This is a genomic window from Vibrio sp. 1727 (assembly GCF_033344415.1).
GTDB classification, from domain to species: domain Bacteria; phylum Pseudomonadota; class Gammaproteobacteria; order Enterobacterales; family Vibrionaceae; genus Vibrio; species Vibrio alginolyticus.
The window spans coordinates 12,992-37,043 of the sequence record NZ_JAWPOT010000028.1; the positions used below are offsets into that span (position 1 = coordinate 12,992).

The following is a 24,052-nucleotide window of genomic DNA, read 5'->3' on the forward strand; positions in this document are numbered from 1 at the left end:
CTAAATAATATCTAAGTAAGCAAGATACTTGTTTTAGTGAGCAAAACTATTAATTATTGATGGCGCACCAATTAAAATCCTTGGTGGATAATATTGGTGTATCACTAACAACTAAATTAGAGGTTCTAATAATGAAGACTCTGGAAGTGTATCTTGATTTTCTTAGATATATAAATCAGTGCAACACAACAAGCTGGCCAGGGTTGGAATAAGTAAGTTGTAGCTAGAGGTCCAACACATGAATCTACAAGAAATGGAGCAGAACTCCGCAAAAGCCGTCGTGTTGCTCAAAGCGATGGCAAACGAGAGACGCCTACAAATCCTTTGTATGCTGCATAACCAAGAGCTGTCCGTGGGAGAGCTGTGTGCAAAGTTAGAGCTAAGCCAGTCGGCATTATCTCAGCATCTTGCTTGGCTTCGCCGTGATGAGTTAGTCACGACAAGGAAAGAAGCACAAACGGTATACTACACATTAAAGAGTGATGAAGTGAAAGCGTTAATAAAAACACTGCATAGTCTTTATTGTGCTGAGAGTGTTCAACATTAATTAAATAGTCCTAATATACTGCTCATCTTAGAGTGTGAATCTAACTTGTTGGAATATTTGAGAGTGGCGTTAAACTTTTGATGATAGGGTACTACTCATCGACCAATTTGCTTTGTTCTCAAGTGTTTTATTAGTGCTTTCTAGTTTGAGCGTTATATGGGTAATGAATAAGCTGATGTCTTTAAATGGGACATTCAGAAAAAGAAAAGCTGGCATTGCCAGCTTTTTTTATTAAGAAAATTTTGTAGATATAAAAAAACCGACACAAGGTCGGTTTTTTCTTCACTGTAAAATCAGGACTCTATTAAAGAGCTTTGATTTGTGCAGCGAAACGAGACTTATGGCGAGCTGCTTTATTCTTGTGAATAAGGCCTTTAGTTGCCATGCGGTCTAGGATAGGTGTAACTACAGCGAATGCAGCAGTTGCAGCTTCTTTGTCGCCTGCTTCGATAGCAGCAACAGTTTTCTTCATGTAAGTACGCATCATTGAGCGACGGCTAGCATTGTGCTGACGACGTTTCTCAGCTTGGATAGCGCGCTTCTTAGCAGATTTACTATTTGCCAAGGGTCTAACTCCCAAAAACTTAGTTCTGTGACAATTTAAGGGCGAGGAATATCCCTCATTTGCGCTTAAATGTCAAATGATTTGTGCAAAAACCGATCTAAGCCAAAACAAATTTTGGTAAGAGAGGTTATCGCGGTTAAGATGGCGGGGATTCTAACAGCATTTTTATACCAATGCTAATAATTATCCGCGAAAGGCACACTTATTCCTTACAACCCGCGGATAGATTTTTGACGTCTATTTACAGCACCTGTCAGAGAAACAGTATAGGGTTAGCTGTCTTATGGTGATATTCCGAGGTTACAGTGAGTAAACGACTACTCAAGTCTGGCATGATCGTCAGTGCTATGACATTTATTTCCCGCGTTCTTGGCCTAGTTCGTGATGTTGTAGTGGCAAATTTAATGGGGGCAGGAGCAAGCGCAGACGTCTTTTTCTTCGCCAATAAAATTCCTAATTTTTTACGACGTTTGTTTGCTGAAGGTGCTTTTTCCCAAGCGTTTGTACCTGTTTTAACGGAAAGCCATGCTCAAGGCGACATGGATAAAACTCGGGAGCTCATTGCTCGTGCGGCGGGTACATTAGGGGTGATAGTCTCAATTGTTACCATCTTAGGTGTTCTAGGTTCCGGAGTGGTGACTGCACTGTTTGGTTTTGGTTGGTTCCTAGACTGGATGCATGGTGGTCCCGCGGCTGAGAAGTTCGAACTTGCTAGCGTGATGCTCAAGATTACCTTTCCTTATTTATGGTTCATCACTTTTGTTGCCCTATCGGGAGCCATTCTCAATACACTAGGTAAGTTTGCGGTTTCTTCGTTTACTCCTGTCTTCCTCAATGTGATGATCATTTTGGCAGCATGGTTTATCTCGCCGCAGATGCCACAGCCAGAGATTGGTCTTGCCATCGGTGTTTTCCTTGGTGGTTTGGTTCAGTTCTTATTTCAAATCCCTTTCCTTATTAAAGCGGGGGTTATGGTTAAGCCGAAATGGGGCTGGCGCGATCCGGGCGTGGTGAAGATCCGAACCTTAATGATTCCTGCTTTGTTCGGTGTGTCGGTAAGCCAAATCAACTTGTTGTTTGATACTTTTATTGCCAGCTTTCTGCAAACCGGTTCGATCAGTTGGTTGTACTATTCAGATCGCTTGTTGGAATTCCCGTTAGGTCTGTTTGGTATTGCTATTGCAACGGTGATTTTACCAGCATTATCACGCAAACATGTTGACGCACAAAATGAAGGATTCGCACAAACCATGGACTGGGGGGTGCGCATGGTGATCTTACTTGGCCTTCCTGCAATGCTTGGTTTGATGGTACTGGCAAAACCTATGTTGATGGTGTTATTCATGCGAGGTGAGTTTTCGCCACAAGACGTACATCAAGCATCATTGTCACTCTTTGCTTACGCTTCAGGCTTGTTGAACTTTATGCTGATTAAAGTGCTCGCTCCGGGTTATTACTCGCGTCAAGACACTAAAACGCCAGTGAAATACGGCATCATTGCGATGGTGACCAACATGGTATTTAATGCAATTTTTGCGTACTTCTATGGCTACGTTGGCTTGGCTATCGCGACGGCACTATCGGCATTTGTGAATATGGCACTGCTGTATCGTGGCCTGCACATCGCAGAGGTATACCAAATCACTAAGCGAACCGTCTTCTTTATTATACGTTTAGCTATTGCTGGCGCGGCGATGGTGGCGGCAATCTTATGGCAACTGGAAGATATGTCAGTATGGCTGGGCTGGAGCTTTGCTCACCGAAGCGCGGTGCTAGGGATGTTGATCGGTTTAGGAGCCGTAGTTTACCTAGTGGTTCTATTTTTAACTGGTGCGCGTTTAAAAGACCTAAAAGCTGGGACAGACTGAGGGTGATTAGTATATAATCCGTCAGTTTCACACAGTGTAAAGTAAAACAGAGGCAGAAAGCAGTATCCAATGGAACTGATTAGAGGCATTCACAATATCAACCCGCGACATCATGGTTGTGTGCTGACTATTGGCAATTTCGATGGTGTCCATAAAGGCCATCAACAAGTATTGCAGCAAGTGTCTGAGCAAGCGGACAGGCTATCCTTGCCTTCTGTTGTGATGACCTTTGAACCTCAGCCGATGGAGCTGTTTGCCAAAGACAAGGCACCTGCAAGGTTGACGCGATTACGCGATAAGTTCGTGCAATTGAGTAAGCTCGATATTGACCGCTTACTGTGTGTCAATTTTAATCGCCATTTTGCAAGTTTAACCGCGGAAGAGTTTATCCGTGACTTGTTGGTTGAGCGTTTGGGTGTTAAGTTTCTTGTCGTTGGTGATGATTTCTGCTTTGGCAAAGGCCGTACAGGTAACTTTGCAATGCTGCAGGAAGCAGGGGAAAAATACGGCTTTGATGTCGTAAGTACCCAGAGCTTTTGTTTACAACAATTACGTGTCAGCAGTACGGCTATCCGTCAAGCGCTGGCGCGTGACGATTTGCATTCCGCGCAACAGATGCTGGGAAGAAACTACAGCATCAGCGGTCGTGTTTCTCACGGAAGAAAGCTAGGTCGAACCATTGGGTTCCCTACTGCAAATATTCCTTTGAAACGCTGTGTTTCTCCGGTTTCCGGAGTCTATGTTGTTCAAGCGCTTGGCTTAGGAAATAAGCCAGTTGGTGGTGTTGCTAATATTGGTCAAAGACCAACCGTCAATGGTGTTCGCCAACAGTTAGAAGTGCACTTATTCGACTTTCATGCCAATTTATATGGCAAGCAACTAGAAGTGGAACTTTTGCATAAACTTCGAGATGAGCAAAAGTTTGAGTCGTTTGAAGCACTTAAACAACAAATCGAATTGGATGCTGAAGCAGCAAGGGTGTGGCTGCGTCAGCTTAAGCGTTGAGCGGTTTATTCCACCGTTCAACATAATGTCTAATTTTCGCCCAATATAACGGAATTAAGAATCGATGAGTGAGTATAAAGATACCCTGAACTTACCTGAAACAGGGTTTCCAATGCGCGGCAACCTGGCCAATCGTGAGCCAGAAATGCTTAAGCGTTGGTACAAAGAAGATCTTTACGGTGAAATCCGTAAAGCTAAGAAAGGCAAAAAGTCATTCGTATTGCACGATGGCCCTCCTTACGCAAATGGTGACATTCATATTGGTCACGCACTAAACAAGATTCTTAAAGACATTATTATTAAATCCAAAACACTTTCAGGTTTTGACGCACCTTACATCCCAGGCTGGGACTGCCACGGTCTACCAATCGAATTAATGGTAGAGAAGAAAGTAGGTAAGCCAGGCCAAAAAGTGACAGCAGCGGAATTCCGCGAGAAATGTCGTGAATACGCAGCAGGTCAGGTTGAAGGTCAGAAAGAGAGCTTCAAGCGTCTTGGCATCATGGGTGAGTGGGACAAGCCATACCGCACTATGGATTTCGCAACTGAAGCGAACATTATTCGTGCTCTTGGTAAGATCGCAAGCAATGGTCACCTGCTAAAAGGTTTCAAACCTGTTCACTGGTGTACAGACTGTGGTTCTGCTCTTGCTGAAGCGGAAGTAGAATACAAAGATAAAGTATCACCATCTATCGACGTTCGTTTTAAAGCGGCTGACGAAACAGCACTGCTATCTAAATTTGAACTGACAGAAGGTCATGAAGGTCACGGTGACGTATCTATCGTTATCTGGACAACAACACCTTGGACACTGCCTGCAAACCGCGCAGTATGTCTACGTGATGATCTAGAGTACGTGCTTATCCAAACAGAAGGCGACAACGCTGAGCGTATCATCGTTGCTGCTGAGCTAGCGAAAGACGTAATGGACCGTGCGGGTGTCGAGCACTTCCACAACCTTGGCTTTGCTAAAGGTGCGGACCTAGAGCTTTCTCAATTCCAACACCCATTCTACGATTTCACTGTACCGGCGATCCTTGGCGATCACGTTACGACTGATTCAGGTACTGGTGTTGTTCACACTGCTCCTGGTCACGGTCAAGAAGACTTCGCGGTTGGTAACAAGTACAACCTAGAAGTAGCAAACCCAGTTGGCTCAAACGGTGTTTACCTACCAGATACAGAGCTATTTGCTGGTCAGCACGTATTTAAAGCGAACGATGCAGTAGTAGAAGTACTAAAAGAAAAAGGTGCACTACTACACCACCACGCTTACGAGCACAGCTACCCACACTGTTGGCGTCATAAGACTCCAATCATCTTCCGTGCTACACCTCAATGGTTCGTTTCTATGGATCAAGCTGGCCTACGTGCTAAAGCATTAGAGTCAATCAAGAATGTAGAGTGGATGCCTGAGTGGGGTCAAAGCCGCATCGAAGGTATGATCGAAGGTCGCCCTGAGTGGTGTATCTCTCGTCAACGTACTTGGGGTGTGCCAATTGCTCTGTTTGTTCATAAAGAAACAGCAGAACTTCATCCAAACACGCTAGAGCTGATCGAGAAAGTCGCGAAGCTGGTTGAAGAGAAAGGCATTCAAGCATGGTGGGATGTCGATGCAGCTGAACTACTAGGTGCTGACGCTGACCAATACGAAAAAGTGCTAGATACGCTAGACGTATGGTTCGATTCAGGTGTCACTCACTTCTCTGTTGTTGATGCTCGTGAAGAGTACAACGGCAATAGTGCAGACCTATACCTAGAAGGTTCTGACCAACACCGTGGTTGGTTCCAGTCTTCTCTAATTTCATCTATCGCGATGAAAGACGAAGCGCCTTACAAACAAGTACTGACACACGGTTTCGTGGTTGATGGTCAGGGTCGTAAGATGTCTAAATCTATCGGTAACGTGGTTGCGCCAAAAGACGTAACTAACAAGCTAGGTGCTGACATTCTTCGCCTATGGGTTGCTTCAACAGACTACACTGGTGAAGTTGCGGTTTCTGATGAAATCCTAAAACGTAGCGCAGATGCTTACCGTCGTATCCGTAACACAGCGCGTTTCTTCCTAGCTAACCTGAGCGGCTTCAACCCTGAAACAGACATCGTTCCTGTTGAAGAGATGGTTGCGCTAGATCGCTGGGCAGTTGGTCGTGCACTAGCAGCACAAGAAGAGATTGTTAAAGCATACGAAGAGTACAACACACACGGTGTAACTCAGCGTCTAATGCAATTCTGTTCAATCGAAATGGGCTCTTTCTACTTAGATGTAATTAAAGACCGTCAGTACACAGCAAAACGTGGCGGCAACGCTCAACGTAGCTGTCAGACAGCACTTTACTACATCGTAGAAGCGCTAGTTCGTTGGATGGCGCCAATCATGTCGTTCACTGCAGATGAAATCTGGAACGAAATGCCAGGCGAGCGCGACAAGTTCGTATTCACTGGTGAGTGGTTCGACGGTCTATTCGGTCTTGCTGAAGGTGAAGAGCTGAACAACGAATTCTGGACTGAGATCCAAGCGGTTCGTGGTGCAGTAAACAAACTTCTAGAAGATGCGCGTAAAGAGAAAACCATTGGTGGTGCACTACAAGCTGAAGTGACTCTATTTGCTGATGACGCACTAGCGGCGAAGATCAACAAACTTGAAGATGAACTGCGCTTTGTTCTACTAACCTCTGCGGCGAAAGTTAAGCCTCTAGGTGAGAAGACGGATGCAGCACAAGCCACAGATATCGAAGGCTTATTTGTTGAAGTAGCAGCAGCTGAAGGCGAGAAGTGTGATCGTTGTTGGCACCACACGCCAGACGTAGGCACAATTGAAGGTCACGAGAAAATCTGTGGTCGTTGTGTGTCTAACGTAGACGGCGAAGGTGAAGTACGTAAATTCGCGTAATTGCCTAGAACGACTGAACTTTTTTTAAATTAACAGCCCCAGTATTTACTGGGGCTGTTTGTAGGTAAAGTAATGAGTGAAAAAGCACTGACGTTAAAGCAATCTGGAGTTCGCTGGCTGTGGTTAGCAATTCTGGTATTTATTGCAGATATTGGCATCAAATTGGTGGTGATGGACAACATGGGCTACGGATGGGCAAACCGAATTGAGGTGTTGCCATTCTTCAACCTACTTTACGTTCATAACTACGGTGCCGCTTTCAGCTTCTTGAGCGATCAAGCTGGTTGGCAGCGCTGGTTATTTACAGGTATCGCGTTTGTTGTTACGGGTCTTTTGACCTACTGGATGAGTAAGCTTCCAGCAAAAGAAAAATGGAACAACATTGCTTATGCACTGATTATTGGTGGTGCAGTGGGCAACGTGTTTGACCGCGTCGTTCATGGCTTTGTTGTTGATTACCTAGACTTCTTCTGGGGTAACTACCACTGGCCAGCATTCAACCTTGCTGACATGGCGATCTGTATTGGTGCGGCAATGATTATTCTGGATGGCTTCCGTAAAAAAGACGCTGACAAGTAATCTTTTGCGGTATATCGAATAACCCTAAGCGTCGTCCGTTGATTCGAGCGACGCTTTTTATTATGTTGGAGCGCCAATCAGCATATCAATGTATAAAAAGACCAAGCTGACAGCGTAATAACCCAAGAACAAGGAAGCATTAACGTGACAACAATAACCAATGAATCGGTAGTAACCCTTCACTTTACGATTAAAATGAAAGACGGATCGGTTGCAGATAGTACTCATAACATGGGTAAACCAGCGAAATTTGTTATGGGTGATGGCAGCTTGAGTGAAAACTTTGAGCAGTGCTTGATAGGCCTCGAAACAGGCGCACAAAAAGCGATTGAGCTAAAGGCAGAAGACGCGTTTGGTATGCCAAACCCTGATCATATTCACTATATGGATCGCACTAAATTTGTAGGTGATGCAGAAGTGGAAGTTGGTACAATCATGGCCTTCAGTGGCCCTGATGGCATGGAAATCCCGGGCATTATTACAGAGATTGCAGGCGATTCAGTCACTGTGGACTTCAACCATCCTCTAGCGGGACAAGACGTGACTTTCGAAGTTGAAATTTTGTCAGTAGAATAGCGAACCCAATAAAGATAATTTCCATGAGCAATGAAATGAAAATCCTATTAGCTAACCCACGCGGCTTTTGTGCTGGTGTAGACCGTGCGATTAGCATCGTAGAGCGTGCGCTAGAGATGTATCAGCCACCGATTTATGTGCGTCATGAAGTGGTGCATAACCGTTTTGTGGTTGAAGGGCTAAAACAACGTGGTGCTATCTTCGTTGAAGAGCTGCATGAAGTGCCAGACAACAACATTGTGATTTTTTCTGCTCATGGTGTATCGCAGGCGGTTCGTCAGGAAGCCAAGCTGCGTGATTTGACCGTATTTGACGCAACCTGTCCTTTAGTAACTAAGGTGCATATGGAAGTGGCGCGTGCGAGCCGTCGTAATATGGAAGTGGTTCTGATTGGTCACGCAGGTCACCCTGAAGTCGAAGGTACGATGGGGCAATACGCCAGTGAAACCGGTGGTATGTACTTGGTTGAAACTCCAGCCGATGTTGAGAAACTGAAGGCGATTGTGAAAGATCCATCCGATCTTCATTACGTAAGCCAAACGACGCTTTCTGTCGATGAAACTGCCGATGTTATCGAAGAGCTACGCCGCGTGTTCCCAGATATCCAAGGTCCACGTAAAGACGATATCTGTTATGCGACACAAAACCGCCAAGATGCCGTACGTGAATTAGCTGGTGACGTAGATGTGATGGTTGTGGTGGGTTCTAAAAACTCATCAAACTCTACACGTCTTAAAGAGCTAGCTGAAAAGCTAGGGACACCTGGCTACTTAACCGACTGTCCGGAAGATATCAAACCTGAGTGGTTTGAAGGCAAAACAAAGGTCGGCGTGACTGCGGGAGCATCTGCTCCGGAAGAGCTCGTTAATCAGATTCTAGAGCGAATCAAAGAACTCGTTGGTGCCGAAGCGGTTGATGAAGTACTTGGCCGTGAAGAGAATATGTTCTTTGAAGTACCTAAAGAACTGCAAATCAAGCAAGTGGATTAGTCTCCATTTATCGAATATTCAAAAGGCGACCTGTGGGGTCGCCTTTTTTACATCTCTCTTAACTCATTTAGGTAATCACGAATTTGGTCTTTTCCTAAACCATCGATAATCATATCAGACACCTTCGTGATTCTTCGCTCAAGCGATTGAGCAACCTTTTCGCAATGTGCGTACATGTCTTCATCAGAACCATCGGTCGGAAAAGCATCAACTTGCCAGTTTACTCGAACACCACCTGCAAGCCACTGAGGAGCGGTTTCTTGATGTAAAGAATCACAGAGAATAATAACGATGTCGGGAAGAAACTGAGTTCGCTCCTCCCATGAATGCGTGTGGATATGCGGAATGGGGAGTTGGTGGTCATCTAAATATTTTTGCACCACTGGGTGCACCTTGCCTGTGGGATGTGAGCTTCCACTGGTGACACTAAAATCTGCTGGCAGGATATTGGTTGCGATTGACTCCGCGAGGACGCTTCGTCCAGCGTTGTGCTTACATATGAATAAAACTTTATACATCATCGCCTCGTCTTTTCAGAGCGTCCTATTTATACGCTAGCGGAAACTCAGCGATGATGTGTGAAGTTTTTGTGTTAGTGGCTAATGCCGAGCATCTCTTTGAGCACCTTTAAGTAGCGGCGGCTTACTGGTATCTCAAAGCCTGTTTTGGTGATGATTTCCGCTAACCCATTTTCCAGTAACTTGATTTCGCTAATCGCTTTAATACTGACTAAGTATTGACGATGGCAGCGGACTAGAGGGGTTTTCTCTTCCAACGTTTTTAATGTCAGTTGGGTGCTCGCGGTTTGGCTGGTGGAGCGTACATGCACGCCGCTGATATCACTGTAAGCACATTCCACCGTGTCGGTGGCCATGATAACGATGCGGTTGTGTCCGATGCACGGTATCTGATCCAACGTGTCAGGTGTAATAGCAGACAGTTGTTGCGTTAGGGCGGATTGGCTAATGACTTTGTTTAGTCGTTTGACCGTTTTAGTTAACCGGCATGGGTCGACAGGTTTGAGCAAGTAATCAAAGGCATTGTCTTCAAATGCTTGAATCGCATACTGATCATAAGCCGTGACAAAAACCACATAAGGCATGGTTTCTGGATCAAGCATCCCAAGTAGTTCAATCCCCGTGACTTGAGGCATTTGGATATCGAGAAACACTACATCAGGCTTAAGTTCATTGATTTTTTTTAGGCCAAGGATTGCGTTTGAGGCATCGCCCACGACCTCAACTTGGCCTGTTTCATCCAGTAACTCTGCTAGCTCTTCACGAGCAAACTGTTCATCATCAATGACGAGTGCGGTTAACATCCAACATTACCTTTATTGCTTCAGCGTGCTTTTATGATTTTGGGGGAATGATAAAGCTCATTTTAGTAAATTGATGTGGCTCGCACGTAATTTTTAGCGCTGCATCACGTCCAAATTGATTAGTGAGACGTTTGTCGACAATTTCTAAACCTAGCCCTGAGTGGTTTTCTTTTGGCGGTTCAAAACTGCCTGCGTTGTCTTCGACGGTAATCAAGTGACCTTGTGGGTGTGCTTCGCTGTATATATGAACTTTACCACCTTCAAGCATGTTTGAAATGCCATGCTTAATGGCATTCTCAACCAAAGGCTGGAGTGTAAAGCTTGGTAATTTGATGTCCAGCAATTCAGGTTGAATATCGATTTCAACCTCTAAGCGGTCCGTAAAACGCGCTTTTTCGATGCTCAAGTACGAGTTCACATGTGCAAGCTCTTCCTTTAGCGTCACGGTATTAATGTTCTGCTTTAAATTGCTGCGGAAGAAGTGCGATAAATTTTGGATTAGCTCGCGCGCTTTGTCAGGGTCACGACGAGTAATCGCACTAATAGTATTGAGTGCATTAAACAAAAAGTGTGGATTCACCTGAGCGTGAAGCAATTTTATTTCTGCTTGGGCGAGTAAGGCTTGTTGTTGTTGGTAATCGCCATAAAGGATTTGGCTAGATAGAAGCTGGGCTATTCCTTCCGCCATCGACATGTTGGCCGTCGAGAACAATTTACGCTTCGGTTCATACAGCTTTATGGTACCAATGACCTCTTTCCCTGCACGCAGTGGGATGATCAGCGCAGATCCGAGCTTGCAATCTTTTGCAATGGAGCATTGGTATGGACGCTCCGCGCCATCAAGATAAATGATGTCGTTTTTCTCCATGGAGTCTAATGTGCTTTGCGATGAAATCGGCGTGTTCGGTTTATGGTGATCATCGCCAATGCCCACAAACGCCAAGATCTTTTCTTGGTCAGTAATCGCGACAGCGCCCACTTTGGTTTCTTCGTAAATAATACGTGCGATTTTCTCTGCGTTTTCGGTGTTGAAGCCGTTGCTTAGAATTCCCACTGAGCGATCAGCAATGGTGAGCGCTCGACGCGAAAACGTCGCAGAAAACTTTTCAAAGATTGCTTTTCTGTCTTGCAGGATACTCATGAACAACGCCGCACCAAATGAGTTCGCGATGATCATAGGCGCTGCAATAGCGGACACCAGTTCATAGGCTTGATCAAAAGGTTTCGCGACGGCGAGCAGCAAAATCATTTGCACCACTTCTGCAACAAACGTGACGCTGAATACAACGCTTGGATTAAACAGCAATGCGCCTTTATTTCGCTTGATAAGGTAAACGTGGAGCAAGCCACCAATTACGCCCTCGGCGGTGGTTGAAATTGCACAGGCTAGGTCGGTAAAGCCACCAAGAGAGTATCGATGGATGCCACCAGTAAATCCGACGGCGAAACCTACAACAGGTCCACCAAACAGCCCGCCCATAACTGCGCCGATCGCACGAGTATTGGCAATAGCATCGTTGATGTGCAGACCGAAATAGGTGCCGAGAATACAAAAGCCAGAGAAGAGTACGTAACAAATTAGGCGGTGGCTTAAGCGCGAAGAAATACTCAGCAAAGGTAAGATGATTGGCGTTTTACTTAGCATGTAAGCCAAAACTAAGTACACACACATCTGTTGTAAAAGGGAGATGACCAGTTCCATAGTGAACCTAACCTAGAATCAATGTTGTTATTGTATACCTAAGTAACCTCAAGATGCTTGGCTCAGATAGATAAGAACAGCTAAGTAAATGATGCTGCGCTGTGCTTTCTGAGTCTTAAAGTGACTTGGGTATAAAACAAAAAGAGCCTGCAATTGGCAGGCTCCTATCTTAGTCACTCAGATGTGACGAGTATTACGCTGTTTCTGATACGGCTTGTGGTTTCTCTTCGTCAGCCAGTTCAGTTTCACCTTTACCCTTAGAGGTTTTGATAACGTAACCTGTCACAGCTAGGGCAAACACAATACCTACGATAGTTGATAGTTGCATTGGCAGACCAAAACCTAGCGAGCTGTTGTTTAAGATGAACGTGACACATACCGTGGTCATGAAGATAGCTGGGATAGTGGTAATCCAGTGCAGCTTGTTGTGACGCAGTAGGTAAGCGGACGCAGTCCAAAGCATCATTACCGCTGTTGTTTGGTTTGCAAAACCGAAGTAGCGCCAGATAATGCCGAAGTCTACTTGAGTTAAGATACCGCCGATAACGAACAGTGGAAGTGCCATCAGTAGACGGTTACGTAGCGTTTTTTGTTCCATGTTGAAGTATTCAGCAAGGATCAAGCGGCTTGAACGGAACGCTGTATCGCCAGACGTAATTGGTAGGATAACCACCCCCAGGAACGCAAGGATACCACCGAACACACCTAGCAGACCAAATGATGCGCTGTATACCACGTTACCAGGACCACCGTTTTTCACAGCTTCGGATAGAGCGTCTAGAGAGCCGAAGAAAGACAGAGCGATAGCACACCAAATTAGCGCGATAACACCTTCACCAATCATTGCACCGTAGAATACGAAGCGACCGTTTTTCTCATTTTCCATACAACGCGCCATCAGTGGAGACTGAGTTGCGTGGAAGCCAGAGATAGCGCCACATGCGATAGTGATGAACAATGCAGGCCATAACGGCATGTCATTTGGGTTGAGGTTAGAGAACATGTCCGAAACTTGGAAGTCACCCATTACTGTGTGTTCGCTAGAGAAAGCAACGGCTGTCATTAGGCCAACAGACATAAAGATAAGTAGGGCGCCAAACAGTGGGTAGAAACGACCAATGATTTTATCGACAGGAACAATCGTCGCAATGATGTAGTAAGCAAAGATAGCAATAACCATTGTAGTCATGCTTACGCTCAAGCTTGTTTGATCATTGATGAGGTTAGTAATCATGCCAGCAGGGGCTGAAACGAACACTACGCCAACTAGAAGCAATAGGACAATGGCAAAAATATTCATAAAGTGTTTTGCGCCATTACCTAGGTAGCGACCTGTAATGGTAGGTACAGATGCACCGCCGTTACGCACTGAAAGCATGCCTGAGAAGTAATCGTGTACTGCACCAGCAAAAATACAACCGACTACAATCCAAAGCATCGCCGCAGGACCGTATAGTGCCCCCATGATCGGGCCAAAAATTGGACCAACACCTGCGATGTTAAGTAGTTGAACTAGGTAAACTTTCTTTGTTGACATTGGAACGAAGTCAACACCGTCCGATTTGGTGTGAGCTGGCGTTTGGCGTTTTTCATTGATGCCGAAAATCTTCTCGACGAAAGCGCCGTAGATGAAGTATCCGCCGATTAGGGCTGCGACACAGGTTAGAAACCACATCATAGCAATTGTCCTTGGTCTTAGTTGGGTAGGGTAATTTTTTAATCTCAGGATGCATGTTATGCGTCACTTGTGTTAAATGCATTCGGTTAGTAGATGAGTGGTCGAATAGAGCACTGAGTGGTCGATATGCTGCTTGAGCGGTTTTTAAAAATGGCGAAAGGTTGATGACAGTCTTGAGCGGCTGATTTGAGTCATCAGTGGTTAAATCTGCAAGCTCAGCGGCAAGCGCCAATAATTAGTGGTAAGCTTATTTTTGAAAACAATTACTTAAGGAAGAACCATGAAAAAGGTAACGGTAGGTCTGGCACTGGCTTTACTTGCAGGATGCACAGCAACGACAGCAGATCTTGCCAAGTCGGGAGATTGGCATCAGATCGGATATCAAGATGGCATAACCGGACACACATCGCGCACGATGAGCGAGCTTCGTGAGTTGGGTAGTGTTAAGCAAAGTGACTACGACCAAGGTTATTTAGAAGGTTTACGTGAGTACTGTAATCCTGCTTTTGCGTATCAAATGGGGTTATCTGGTCAGTATTACGAAGGGGTTTGTGAAGGTACTGAGCAAGCGCAAAAATTCCGCATGGAATGGCAACGTGGTTGGAATGAATACTCAAATTAATAGTCAATAAAGCCGTTGTTACACTGTCTGCATCACATAAATGTGGCAAAATTCTCCTTATTAAACTATGTTCATATTGCTTGATAGTGAGCACAGAAAAAAAGGAATCACATTATGTCAACGCAAATGGCTGGTGGCTGGAGTCCATTTCATGAACTCACAGCAGAGAATAAAGAAGTATTTGCTAAAGGTATCGAGGGGTTTGTCGGTGTCAAATACTCCCCTTTGGTTGTGGCTACTCAAGTCGTAGCCGGACAAAACTATGCGTTTTTCTGTAATGCAGAAGTTGTCTACCCTGGAGCACAACCATACCCAGCAATGGTTCATATGTTCAGCGACCTTGAAGGTAAAGCCGGTATTACTCACATTGAACGATTGAACTACTAAATTAAGCCATAAAAGGCGCCTGACTTTTAAATAAGTGAGGCGCTTTATTGATTAAGATTGATTAGCTTGCGCGATCACGACTTTTCTTAAATATCCTTGTTTGGCTTTCAGTTGCTCAGTCGCGCTTTCTTTATCCAGCCCGGTTAAAATCATCAAAATAGCTAACTTGGCGTCGTAGTCCGTTTCTTTGAGAGCCGTTTTAGCCTCTTGGTTAGTACAATCTGTTGCTTGCATAACAATACGAGCCGCTCTTGCAACTAGCTTTGCATTCGTCGCTTTCACATCTACCATTAAGTTCTGATAACTTTTGCCCAGGCGAATCATGCTTGCGGTAGTGAGCATGTTCAGTACGAGTTTTTGTGCTGTCCCTGATTTTAAGCGAGTGGATCCCGTTAACGCTTCAGGTCCAACAACGGGGCTAATCGCAATATCAGCAATATCTGCAATCGGAGAGTCAGGGTTACAAGATAGTGCTACAGTGGTGGCACCAAGCTTGTTCGCATACTCTAAGCCACCAATCACGTAAGGTGTTCGTCCACTTGCCGCAATACCAACGACGACATCGCGTTGTGTTAGCATATTCTCTTTAAGATCTTGCTCGCCTAATGTAGGGTCGTCCTCCGCCCCTTCTTTTGCACGGAACATTGCCTCTTTTCCACCGGCAATAATACCAACGACCATCTCTGGATCTGTGCCAAAAGTTGGTGGGCATTCTGAAGCGTCCAAAACGCCAAGTCGACCACTGGTACCCGCACCGATGTAAAACAACCGACCTCCGACCTTAAATGCTTCCGTGATCTTATCAACGGCTTCAGCGATCTCAGGCAACACTTTTTCAACGGCAAGAGGAACGAGTTTGTCCTGTTGGTTGATGCGTTGAACAATATCGAGAGAAGGCAGCAAGTCGATGTCCATGGTGTCTGGGTTTCGCCCTTCAGATACCAGATGGGATAAAGCTGCGATAAGTGCATCGTTCGTCATAATGAATTAAGCCTTTTTGTTTAGGATATATTGCCCTTAATTTTTTGAATAGAGTACACCCAGTGAAGCGAGACGACTTGCCCCCGTAACTTCCGGTAAGTTGCTAGGGAGGCCGTGAATATGGCGCTGCGCAAGCCAAGCAAACGCCATTGCTTCCATGTAATCGCCATCAACACCTTTTTCTGCCGTTGTCGCAACGCTCCATTGTGGCAATAACTTAGCTAGTCGCTGCATCAAAAGCGGGTTTCTTGCTCCACCGCCACAGACTAATAGTTGAGGTGTGATGCCATGAGAAAACTTGTCGACTTCGTTGGCAATGGTAATTGCAGAATACTCGCAAAGTGTACGTTGTACGTCTTCGATTGGTAAATTGTGATGGGCCAGTTGTTGATGCAGCCAGTCAATATTGAACAGTTCTCGCCCGGTACTTTTAGGGGCAGGCATGGCGAGGTAAGCTTCTTTGAGTAATTGAGTCAACAAAGTAGCGTTTACCGTTCCTTTAAGTGCAAATTGTGCATCTTCGTCGAAGCTTTGCCCAGTATGCAGCGCACACCATGCGTCCATCAACATATTGCCCGGGCCTGTGTCATAGCCAATGACTGGTTGTTCTGGATGCAGTACCGAGATATTGGCAATGCCTCCAATGTTAAGCACCACAATTGTGGAATCCTGCATCGCAAAAATGCTTTTATGGAAAGCAGGGACGAGTGGGGCACCTTGTCCACCTAGCGCCATGTCTTTACGACGAAAATCCGCTACCGTATCAATGCCTGTCTTGACTGCGATAATGTTTGCATCGCCCAATTGAGTGGTAAACGGCAAGTTTCCGGTAGGCTGATGGAACACTGTTTGACCGTGATTACCAATCGCACGAATTTGCTCTGCGACGTAGCCAGACTTATTGAGTAGCTGTAACACAGCATCTGCAAATAGGTGGCCGAGCTGGTGGTCAAGTTCACCTATAGCTTTTAAATTTGTTGCTTGACCGGTACAAACAGATAACAGCATGTCTTTTAGTGCTGCGGGCATTGGGTAGTCGTCGTGCGCAATCAGGCGAACATGCTCATCGCTTATTTCAACTAGAGCGGTATCAACACCATCCATACTCGTTCCAGACATCACACCAATGTACAGTTCGTTAAATTTCATAGCCGATCTCGTCAATTCTTCATTCACTTATTGTAAAGCAAATCTGAAGCGAATAACCTCATCGAATACGAGATATTCAGCCGATTTTGAGGAGAAAACATGGGACCGTTATGGGTTGACGTTGCGGGGTATGAACTGACCGCTGAAGACAAAGAAATCTTGGAGCATCCTACGGTTGGTGGCTTAATTCTATTTGCTCGCAACTATCATGATAGCAAACAGCTTCAAGCACTTACTCAATCCATCCGAAAGGCAGCTAAGCGCCCGTTTTTGATCGGTGTGGATCAAGAAGGCGGCCGAGTGCAGCGCTTTCGTGAAGGTTTCTCATTAATTCCTGCTGCTGATGAGTACGCTAAACATCAAAATGGTGAAGAGCTTGCTCGTATGGGCGGTTGGTTAATGGCAGCAGAGCTGATTGCCCATGATATTGATTTAAGCTTTGCCCCGGTACTTGACCAAGGCCATCAATGTAAAGCGATCGGTAACCGTGCATTCGGTGAAGATGCCGATACCATTCTTCGCTATAGCACTGCTTATATGCAAGGAATGAAGAGTGTTGGCATGGCAACGACAGGCAAGCACTTCCCTGGACATGGTGGCGTGATTGCTGACTCACACTTAGAAACACCATACGACGAGCGCAGTGATATTTTTGAACAAGATATGGCGATCTTCAAAGCGCAAATTGATGCCGGTATTTTAGATGCCATGATGCCTGCTCACGTGATTTTCCCACATTATGATGCTCAACCAGCCAGCGGTTCTGAATACTGGTTAAAACAGGTCCTGCGTCAGCAATTGGGTTTTAAAGGTTTGGTTTTTTCGGATGATTTGACCATGGAAGGCGCTGCGATTATGGGCAGCCCAGCCGAGCGAGGTGCTCAAGCATTGGGAGCTGGCTGCGATATGTTGTTAATGTGTAATAAACGAGAAGCGCACGTTGAAGTATTAGACAACTTACCGGTTTCAACCGTGCCACTCGCGGATGGATTACTGAAAAAACAGTCATTTTCTCCAAGCGAACTTAAGCTATCTCAAGAGTGGAAAGCGGCGAGTGAAGCGATGAAACGCTTGACTAGCTAAACCTCTTGTAAAAGATTCAAAACAGCGATGAGAAGCCAAAGTTAATTATACTTTGGCTTTTTATTTGACTGTAAACCAAAGTTTACACTAAATGTTTTTTATTCTGTACGCTTGTTTTTCTTTTTTAGCCTGTTATCTTGTCGTTAAAGCTTAGTTGTCTCACCAAAGGTTTGGTTGGGTGTAAAAATAAATATACAGGTTAGAGTTATGCAGAAAAGTGAGTTGAGCAATATTAATATTATCGAAGAACAGGTTCTTATTACTCCGGAGGAACTAAAAACCAAGCTTCCTTTGAGTGAAAAAGCACGTCGCTTTATTCAAGAGTCTCGTCAAACTATCGCTAATATTATTCACAAGAAGGATCACCGCCTGCTTGTTGTATGCGGTCCATGTTCTATCCACGACGTAGAAGCGGCGAAGGATTACGCAAAGCGCCTTAAAGCACTCTCTGAACAACTAAGTGACCAACTGTATATTGTTATGCGTGTTTACTTTGAGAAGCCGCGCACCACGGTCGGCTGGAAAGGCCTGATCAATGACCCACACCTAGACGGCAGTTTCGATATTGAACACGGTCTGCATGTTGGACGCGAACTTCTGGTGGAGTTGGCAGAGATGGAAATCCCGCTCGCGACTGAGGCTCTAGACCCAATTAGCCCACAATACTTGGCGGATACTTTTAGCTGGGCAGCCATCGGTGCTCGTACGACGGAGTCACAAACTCACCGTGAAATGGCAAGCGGCCTGTCTATGCCAATCGGTTTTAAGAATGGCACCGATGGCAGTTTGGCAACCGCAATTAACGCGATGCAAGCTGCGTCCTCTAGCCACCGTTTTATGGGAATTAACCGTGAGGGACAAGTCGCACTGTTGACCACCCAGGGCAATGCTAATGGACATGTGATCTTACGTGGCGGCAAGCAAACTAACTACGATTCGGTATCAGTCACTGAGTGTGAGCAAGAGATGGCGAAATCTGGTCTTGATGCTTCATTAATGGTGGATTGCAGTCACGCCAACTCACGTAAAGATTACCGTCGCCAGCCACTAGTCGCGGAGGATGTGATTCATCAAATCCGTGAAGGTAATAAATCTATTATCGGTCTTATGATTGAAAGCCATATCAATGAAGGAAATCAATCTTCTGACTTAGCTCTTGAAGAGATGAAATACGGTGTATCTATCACTGACGCATGTATCAATTGGGATTCAACTGAGGCACTATTACGTCATGCACATGAAGAGCTAGTGCCTTTCTTAGAAAATCGTCTAAAGGCTAATTAATACAGGATTTAAGGAACATCAATGGCAGTTGAACTTAACGCATTACGCGATCAGATTGATGCAGTCGACAAGCAAATGTTGGAGCTATTGGCTCAGCGTTTAGCGCTCGTAGAGAAAGTTGGGGAAGTAAAAAGCGAACATGGTTTGCCAATTTATGCTCCAGACCGCGAAGCGGCGATGTTAGCTTCTCGTCGCGCTGAAGCTGAAAAAATGGGAATTCCTCCGCAGCTTATTGAAGATATTCTGCGTCGAACAATGCGTGAGTCTTATGCCAGCGAGAAAGATTCCGGTTTTAAGTGTTTGAACCCTGATTTACGCTCAGTTGTTATTATTGGTGGTAATGGTCAATTGGGTGGCCTGTTTGGGCGTATGTTCAAATTGTCGGGCTACCAGGTCAAAGTTCTCGGCAGTAAAGACTGGGATCATGCGGATGAGATTCTAGACAACGCGGGTTTAGTCGTGGTCACGGTGCCGATTCATCTAACGGAAGGGGTGATCGAAAAACTGGGGAACTTGCCGCAAGACTGTATTCTGTGTGACCTGACTTCTATCAAATCGAAGCCTCTGCAAGCAATGTTGAATGTGCATCAAGGTCCTGTGGTTGGTTTGCACCCAATGTTTGGCCCAGATGTTCCGAGCCTTGCCAAGCAGGTTATTGTGTACTGTGATGGCCGTGGTCACGAGCATTACCAATGGCTATTGCAACAGTTTGGGATTTGGGGCGCAAGCTTGTGCCAAATCGATGCACAAGAGCACGATCATGGCATGACGTTGATTCAGGCGCTGCGCCACTTCACGTCGTTTGCTTACGGTATGCACCTTAGCAAAGAGAATCCGAACATCGATCAGTTGTTGAAGTTAAGCTCGCCAATCTACCGCCTTGAATTGGCGATGGTGGGACGACTGTTTGGTCAGGATCCGAACTTGTACGGTGATATCATTTTCTCTTCTCAAGAGAATATCGATATGATCAAGCGATTCCATCAGCGTTTAGGTGATGCGGTAGCGATTCTGGATAGCAGAGACAAAGCGCGATTCATCGAAAGCTTTAAGCAGGTGAGTGATTGGTTTGGTACTTATTCTCAACAATTTATGAATGAGAGCCAAAACTTACTCAAACAGGCGAATGATAATATTCATCGCGGCTAATCACGGGTCATTTAGCCGTGCAGAGTCCGAAACAAAAAGAGCAGCGTAAGCTGCTCTTTTTCGTGTTGATGGACAAATCAGTTCGTCGCAGTATTACTCGTATCTTCACTTGATACTGTGTTGATACTAGTATCGCGATAGGGTGAATTGGTTAAATTGACTTGCAGGCGTACAACGTTATCAATCAATTGAACCAAAGGTCCCCATTTCACTTTTTTCTCTTTTTCAAAGACGTCATTGAAGTTTTCTGGCGTCCACTCCATTAAGTATTGAGGGTTGAGTGCTCGTCCGAGGAAGCGTACTTCATAGTGCAAGTGTGGCCCTGTGGAGTTGCCAGAGTTACCGCATTGAGCAATGATGTCGCCTTTACTAACAAACTGACCGCTTTTCACTTTGAAGCGTTGTAGATGAGCAAAGGAGCTCATAAAGCCAAATGAGTGACGAATGGTGACATAGTTACCATAACCACGATTGCTCGGGCGAACGGTTTCCACCACACCGTCAGCCGGTGCCAGGATCTCTTCTCCTCTTTTACAAGTCAGATCGATACCAGTATGAACATGCCTCTTACCTGAAATCGGATTAATACGACTGCCGTAAGAAGAAGAAATACGTTGGTATGTGACTGGACTGTCATTTGGTATCAAACGGAACATCGTCGCGCGAACAGCAGAATCGATAGCGGCTGCGTCAATTCGCTCCTCTAACCCCATGCTGTTCTCATCGATCATCAACTCTTCGTCTGCGAGACCTAAAACCGATTCAACGTCGAATACCCGTTTGCCCAGTAGCTGAATTTGATTGTTTTTGTCCGTCAAAGATTGGGAAAGCGAATGATTGGTATCAAGCTGTTCTTCGTAAAGAGCCGTCACTTCGGCCTTTTCACTTTCCAGTTTGGCGATGATTTGTGTTAGTTCGTCTTTATTGTGCATCTGCTGCTGATTAAGGTACCACGCGCCACCAACGACGGCGGGTAATGCCAATACTGAAGCAAATACTGCTAGGACCGAACTGCGGCCCAAATAGAACTGCTGATCGCCGTCTTTCGTCGGGATCTGCATGATGATTTTTTTAGACATAGTTATTGTTACTTAAATAGGCGTTCATTTATTTTTCTCCTAAAAACCAGAGAGGTGCTCTAACTCTCGATTCAGAAGGTCGTTATTGCCTACATTCAATTCTATAAATCGTTTTAGTTGGCTAATGCTTTCGATGTCTATCTTAGCGATCTTCAACCTAACCTCACACTTAGAGACATTCACAATTTGCGCTTTTAACGTAATCACTTGTTCGGATTGATCAAATGAAAAAGTCACATGGACTGGAAGGGTTGGATCCAAAGCCTCAGTCTCTTCCACTTTCATGAGTAAACCATGCAAGGAAAGATCTTGAATCCTAGCTTCAATTGCCAAGTCACGTTGTTCTATCTTAGCTGGAGCTTGATGGAGAATACGTGAAAAGCGTCGTCTCTCTGTCATATGAATATTCTCGTCAGGTCGTCAAACAGAATTGAATAGTATATCAATACGAACAAAAAATGTTCGATTGTTGTTTGAAAAGTGTCGAAGTCGCTACAGAGTGACGTAAGTGCAATGTCATGTTCTTAACGAACGAGACGGGCTAATGAGCTCTTTTTATAACAAAGAAAACAAAGGCCGCTATGATAGCGGCCTTTGTACAAATTACAATCAAACTTTGTGGGTTGCGATTACTTCGCAATACGCTTGTATTTGATACGGTGTGGTTCTGCGGCTTCAGGACCCAATGTTTTCTTCAACCAATCCATGTACTCTGTGTAGTTACCTTCGTAGAAGTTAACTTGGCCTTCGTCACGGTAGTCAATGATGTGAGTCGCGATACGGTCAAGGAACCAACGGTCGTGCGAGATAACCATTGCACAACCAGGGAACTCTAGTAACGCTTCTTCTAGAGCACGCAGTGTTTCAACGTCAAGGTCATTGGTTGGTTCGTCGAGTAGCAACACGTTACCGCCCGCTTTAAGCAGCTTCGCAAGGTGGACACGGTTACGCTCACCACCCGATAGTTCACCAATAATCTTTTGTTGGTCACTGCCTTTAAAGTTAAAGCGTGAACAGTATGCACGAGCTGGGATTTCGAAGTTGTTGATCTTAATGATATCAGCACCTTCAGAGATCTCTTGGAATACGGTTTTAGAATCGTCCATGCTGTCACGGAACTGATCGACCGATGCCAGTTTTACTGTATCGCCCATCTCAATTGTGCCCGAGTCTGGTTGTTCAGTACCACTTAACATCTTGAATAGCGTCGATTTACCTGCGCCGTTAGCACCGATGATACCAACAATTGCACCTTTAGGGATGCTGAATGACAGGTCATCAATCAGAACTCGACCGTCAAATGACTTGGTCAGGTTCTTCACTTCAATAACCTTATCACCTAGACGCTCACCTGGTGGGATAAATAGTTCATTGGTTTCATTACGTTTTTGGTGATCAGAGCTTTGCAGTTCTTCAAAGCGAGCCATACGTGCTTTTGACTTCGCTTGACGACCTTTAGGGTTTTTACGTACCCACTCAAGCTCTTTCTCGATAGTCTTTTGGCGAGCACTCTCTTGGGAGGCTTCTTGTTGTAGACGAGCGTCTTTTTGCTCCAGCCATGAGGTGTAGTTGCCTTCCCATGGGATACCTTCACCACGGTCCAGTTCTAAGATCCAGCCCGCAGCGTTATCTAGGAAGTAACGGTCGTGGGTGATGGCCACTACGGTACCTGTGTAATCCACTAAGAAGCGCTCTAGCCAAGCCACTGATTCTGCATCTAGGTGGTTGGTAGGCTCATCAAGCAGTAACATGTCTGGCTTAGAAAGTAGCAAGCGACAAATAGCCACACGGCGGCGTTCACCACCTGATAGGTGCGCAATTTTTTGGTCCCATTCAGGTAAACGTAGTGCGTTTGCTGCACGCTCAAGCGCATTTTCTAGGTTGTGACCATCTTTCGCTTGGATAAGGGCTTCTAGCTCGCCTTGCTCTTTTGCAAGTGCGTCGAAGTCTGCATCTGGTTCAGCGTATGCTGCGTAGACTGCGTCCAAACGTTTCAGAGCGTCAGCAACGTCAGCAACCGCTTCTTCAACAACTTCACGAACGGTTTTTGATTCGTCTAATACTGGTTCCTGAGGTAGGTAACCTACGTTTAGACCAGGTTGTGGACGCGCTTCACCGTCGATATCCGTGTCGATACCTGCCATGATACGTAGCAGTGTGGATTTACCTGCACCGTTCAGACCTAAAACACCGATTTTCGCACCAGGGAAGAAGCTCAGAGAGATGTCTTTAAGAATTTGACGCTTAGGTGGCACAATTTTGCTCACCCGCGACATGGTATATACGTATTCAGCCATTGCCGATCGTTCCTAAATTAACTGTCATTCAAACCCATCATTTTATACCAAGTGCTTTGTTTTTGTTACCGCATTGCAAGAATTTCCCTAACGAATGGATTTCTTATTTTGAGCTGACCGGAAACTTACACGGTTAGGGTATACACTTTTGTTATTCGTTAAGAATGACGAAGTGTTTTCTATGCGAGTTAGAAACGCTTTGTCTCCATCGTCTTAAAAGTTTTACGAGTACAATTTTTAATACACTAAGTTGCTTTACATGGACATCTGCATTCTGTGTAAATAGATGCATGTGTGA

22 protein-coding genes are annotated in these 24,052 nt (G+C 45.2%); 12 read left to right on the forward strand and 10 right to left on the reverse strand.

The window, feature by feature from the left end; translation table 11 throughout:
- Positions 1-238 precede the first annotated feature (238 nt).
- Positions 239-547: a metalloregulator ArsR/SmtB family transcription factor gene (locus tag R8O10_RS20825; protein ID WP_318191695.1), complete on the forward strand. Its 309-nt coding sequence runs from the start codon at positions 239-241 to the stop codon at positions 545-547.
- 304 nt (positions 548-851) lie between these two features.
- On the opposite strand, the gene rpsT is transcribed toward R8O10_RS20825, so the two are convergent.
- The gene (gene rpsT / locus R8O10_RS20830) at positions 852-1,112 is read right to left on the reverse strand and encodes a 30S ribosomal protein S20 (RefSeq protein ID WP_005381938.1); all 261 of its coding nucleotides are present in this window, start codon (positions 1,110-1,112) and stop codon (positions 852-854) included.
- A gap of 305 nt (positions 1,113-1,417) precedes the next feature.
- On the opposite strand from rpsT, the gene murJ reads away from it, so the two are divergent.
- From murJ to ispH, 6 genes are all read left to right on the forward strand, one after another.
- The gene (gene murJ / locus R8O10_RS20835) at positions 1,418-2,980 is read left to right on the forward strand and encodes a murein biosynthesis integral membrane protein MurJ (protein ID WP_005385957.1); all 1,563 of its coding nucleotides are present in this window, start codon (positions 1,418-1,420) and stop codon (positions 2,978-2,980) included.
- Between the two features lie 69 nt (positions 2,981-3,049).
- Positions 3,050-3,985 carry a bifunctional riboflavin kinase/FAD synthetase gene (gene ribF / locus R8O10_RS20840; protein ID WP_005381933.1) on the forward strand — a complete coding sequence of 312 codons (936 nt, stop codon included), beginning with the start codon at positions 3,050-3,052 and terminating at the stop codon, positions 3,983-3,985.
- Positions 3,986-4,049: 64 nt separating this feature from the next.
- Positions 4,050-6,878: an isoleucine--tRNA ligase gene (gene ileS, locus R8O10_RS20845; protein ID WP_318191696.1), complete on the forward strand. Its 2,829-nt coding sequence runs from the start codon at positions 4,050-4,052 to the stop codon at positions 6,876-6,878.
- A gap of 72 nt (positions 6,879-6,950) precedes the next feature.
- Complete coding sequence (lspA, locus tag R8O10_RS20850; protein ID WP_005385948.1) at positions 6,951-7,457, forward strand: signal peptidase II; 507 nt, start codon at positions 6,951-6,953, stop codon at positions 7,455-7,457.
- A 144-nt stretch (positions 7,458-7,601) separates the two neighbouring features.
- Positions 7,602-8,033, forward strand: coding sequence for an FKBP-type peptidyl-prolyl cis-trans isomerase (gene fkpB / locus R8O10_RS20855; RefSeq protein WP_005381922.1), 432 nt, complete (start codon positions 7,602-7,604; stop codon positions 8,031-8,033).
- A gap of 23 nt (positions 8,034-8,056) precedes the next feature.
- Positions 8,057-9,022, forward strand: a complete 966-nt coding sequence (gene ispH / locus R8O10_RS20860) for a 4-hydroxy-3-methylbut-2-enyl diphosphate reductase (RefSeq protein ID WP_017636164.1) — start codon at positions 8,057-8,059, stop codon at positions 9,020-9,022.
- A gap of 47 nt (positions 9,023-9,069) precedes the next feature.
- Here ispH and R8O10_RS20865 read toward each other — a convergent pair whose 3' ends face one another.
- The 4 genes from R8O10_RS20865 to R8O10_RS20880 all read right to left on the reverse strand — a co-directional run bounded on the left by R8O10_RS20865 (position 9,070) and on the right by R8O10_RS20880 (position 13,723).
- Positions 9,070-9,543, reverse strand: coding sequence for a low molecular weight phosphatase family protein (locus tag R8O10_RS20865; protein ID WP_318191697.1), 474 nt, complete (start codon positions 9,541-9,543; stop codon positions 9,070-9,072).
- Positions 9,544-9,614: 71 nt separating this feature from the next.
- Complete coding sequence (btsR, locus tag R8O10_RS20870) at positions 9,615-10,343, reverse strand: two-component system response regulator BtsR (protein ID WP_005381917.1); 729 nt, start codon at positions 10,341-10,343, stop codon at positions 9,615-9,617.
- A 31-nt stretch (positions 10,344-10,374) separates the two neighbouring features.
- Positions 10,375-12,045 (reverse strand): sensor histidine kinase, encoded by a 1,671-nt coding sequence (locus tag R8O10_RS20875; protein ID WP_005381915.1) that lies wholly within the window; start codon positions 12,043-12,045, stop codon positions 10,375-10,377.
- A gap of 193 nt (positions 12,046-12,238) precedes the next feature.
- Entirely contained in the window at positions 12,239-13,723 is a 1,485-nt protein-coding gene (locus R8O10_RS20880) for a carbon starvation protein A (RefSeq protein ID WP_005381914.1), read from the reverse strand.
- Between the two features lie 280 nt (positions 13,724-14,003).
- Here R8O10_RS20880 and R8O10_RS20885 point away from each other — a divergent pair, with 280 nt between their 5' ends.
- Together R8O10_RS20885 and R8O10_RS20890 are read left to right on the forward strand one after the other, a co-directional pair.
- Positions 14,004-14,345: a DUF2799 domain-containing protein gene (locus R8O10_RS20885; protein ID WP_005381912.1), complete on the forward strand. Its 342-nt coding sequence runs from the start codon at positions 14,004-14,006 to the stop codon at positions 14,343-14,345.
- A gap of 114 nt (positions 14,346-14,459) precedes the next feature.
- Complete coding sequence (locus tag R8O10_RS20890) at positions 14,460-14,732, forward strand: hypothetical protein (protein ID WP_318191698.1); 273 nt, start codon at positions 14,460-14,462, stop codon at positions 14,730-14,732.
- Between the two features lie 51 nt (positions 14,733-14,783).
- Here R8O10_RS20890 and murQ read toward each other — a convergent pair whose 3' ends face one another.
- Both murQ and R8O10_RS20900 read right to left on the reverse strand, forming a co-directional pair.
- Positions 14,784-15,713 (reverse strand): N-acetylmuramic acid 6-phosphate etherase, encoded by a 930-nt coding sequence (gene murQ, locus R8O10_RS20895; protein WP_136976983.1) that lies wholly within the window; start codon positions 15,711-15,713, stop codon positions 14,784-14,786.
- A gap of 36 nt (positions 15,714-15,749) precedes the next feature.
- Positions 15,750-16,862, reverse strand: a complete 1,113-nt coding sequence (locus R8O10_RS20900) for an anhydro-N-acetylmuramic acid kinase (RefSeq protein ID WP_215810541.1) — start codon at positions 16,860-16,862, stop codon at positions 15,750-15,752.
- 99 nt (positions 16,863-16,961) lie between these two features.
- Between R8O10_RS20900 and nagZ the strand changes: the two genes are divergently transcribed.
- The 3 genes from nagZ (at position 16,962) to tyrA (ending at position 20,378) form a co-directional block, all read left to right on the forward strand.
- Positions 16,962-17,945 (forward strand): beta-N-acetylhexosaminidase, encoded by a 984-nt coding sequence (nagZ, locus tag R8O10_RS20905; protein WP_213869798.1) that lies wholly within the window; start codon positions 16,962-16,964, stop codon positions 17,943-17,945.
- A gap of 207 nt (positions 17,946-18,152) precedes the next feature.
- Positions 18,153-19,229 (forward strand): 3-deoxy-7-phosphoheptulonate synthase, encoded by a 1,077-nt coding sequence (locus R8O10_RS20910; RefSeq protein WP_005381904.1) that lies wholly within the window; start codon positions 18,153-18,155, stop codon positions 19,227-19,229.
- A gap of 21 nt (positions 19,230-19,250) precedes the next feature.
- Positions 19,251-20,378 carry a bifunctional chorismate mutase/prephenate dehydrogenase gene (gene tyrA / locus R8O10_RS20915; RefSeq protein WP_005381901.1) on the forward strand — a complete coding sequence of 376 codons (1,128 nt, stop codon included), beginning with the start codon at positions 19,251-19,253 and terminating at the stop codon, positions 20,376-20,378.
- 77 nt (positions 20,379-20,455) lie between these two features.
- Here the strand turns inward: tyrA and R8O10_RS20920 are convergent, their stop codons facing one another.
- The 3 genes from R8O10_RS20920 to ettA all read right to left on the reverse strand — a co-directional run bounded on the left by R8O10_RS20920 (position 20,456) and on the right by ettA (position 23,754).
- Positions 20,456-21,457, reverse strand: a complete 1,002-nt coding sequence (locus R8O10_RS20920; RefSeq protein ID WP_005381900.1) for a M23 family metallopeptidase — start codon at positions 21,455-21,457, stop codon at positions 20,456-20,458.
- Positions 21,458-21,496: 39 nt separating this feature from the next.
- Complete coding sequence (locus R8O10_RS20925) at positions 21,497-21,856, reverse strand: PilZ domain-containing protein (RefSeq protein WP_065274196.1); 360 nt, start codon at positions 21,854-21,856, stop codon at positions 21,497-21,499.
- A 230-nt stretch (positions 21,857-22,086) separates the two neighbouring features.
- Complete coding sequence (ettA, locus tag R8O10_RS20930) at positions 22,087-23,754, reverse strand: energy-dependent translational throttle protein EttA (protein ID WP_005381894.1); 1,668 nt, start codon at positions 23,752-23,754, stop codon at positions 22,087-22,089.
- Positions 23,755-24,052: the final 298 nt, after the last annotated feature.

Coding starts and splice junctions, on each gene's coding strand:
- R8O10_RS20825 (WP_318191695.1), top strand. CDS start 239: ATGAATCTACAAGAAATGGAGCAGAACTCCGCAAAAGCCGTCGTGTTG.
- ribF (WP_005381933.1), top strand. CDS start 3,050: ATGGAACTGATTAGAGGCATTCACAATATCAACCCGCGACATCATGGT.
- ileS (WP_318191696.1), top strand. CDS start 4,050: ATGAGTGAGTATAAAGATACCCTGAACTTACCTGAAACAGGGTTTCCA.
- lspA (WP_005385948.1), top strand. CDS start 6,951: ATGAGTGAAAAAGCACTGACGTTAAAGCAATCTGGAGTTCGCTGGCTG.
- ispH (WP_017636164.1), top strand. CDS start 8,057: ATGAGCAATGAAATGAAAATCCTATTAGCTAACCCACGCGGCTTTTGT.
- R8O10_RS20865 (WP_318191697.1), bottom strand. CDS start 9,543: ATGATGTATAAAGTTTTATTCATATGTAAGCACAACGCTGGACGAAGC.
- btsR (WP_005381917.1), bottom strand. CDS start 10,343: ATGTTAACCGCACTCGTCATTGATGATGAACAGTTTGCTCGTGAAGAG.
- R8O10_RS20875 (WP_005381915.1), bottom strand. CDS start 12,045: ATGGAACTGGTCATCTCCCTTTTACAACAGATGTGTGTGTACTTAGTT.
- R8O10_RS20880 (WP_005381914.1), bottom strand. CDS start 13,723: ATGATGTGGTTTCTAACCTGTGTCGCAGCCCTAATCGGCGGATACTTC.
- R8O10_RS20885 (WP_005381912.1), top strand. CDS start 14,004: ATGAAAAAGGTAACGGTAGGTCTGGCACTGGCTTTACTTGCAGGATGC.
- R8O10_RS20890 (WP_318191698.1), top strand. CDS start 14,460: ATGTCAACGCAAATGGCTGGTGGCTGGAGTCCATTTCATGAACTCACA.
- murQ (WP_136976983.1), bottom strand. CDS start 15,713: ATGACGAACGATGCACTTATCGCAGCTTTATCCCATCTGGTATCTGAA.
- R8O10_RS20900 (WP_215810541.1), bottom strand. CDS start 16,862: ATGAAATTTAACGAACTGTACATTGGTGTGATGTCTGGAACGAGTATG.
- nagZ (WP_213869798.1), top strand. CDS start 16,962: ATGGGACCGTTATGGGTTGACGTTGCGGGGTATGAACTGACCGCTGAA.
- R8O10_RS20910 (WP_005381904.1), top strand. CDS start 18,153: ATGCAGAAAAGTGAGTTGAGCAATATTAATATTATCGAAGAACAGGTT.
- tyrA (WP_005381901.1), top strand. CDS start 19,251: ATGGCAGTTGAACTTAACGCATTACGCGATCAGATTGATGCAGTCGAC.
- R8O10_RS20920 (WP_005381900.1), bottom strand. CDS start 21,457: ATGTCTAAAAAAATCATCATGCAGATCCCGACGAAAGACGGCGATCAG.
- R8O10_RS20925 (WP_065274196.1), bottom strand. CDS start 21,856: ATGACAGAGAGACGACGCTTTTCACGTATTCTCCATCAAGCTCCAGCT.
- ettA (WP_005381894.1), bottom strand. CDS start 23,754: ATGGCTGAATACGTATATACCATGTCGCGGGTGAGCAAAATTGTGCCA.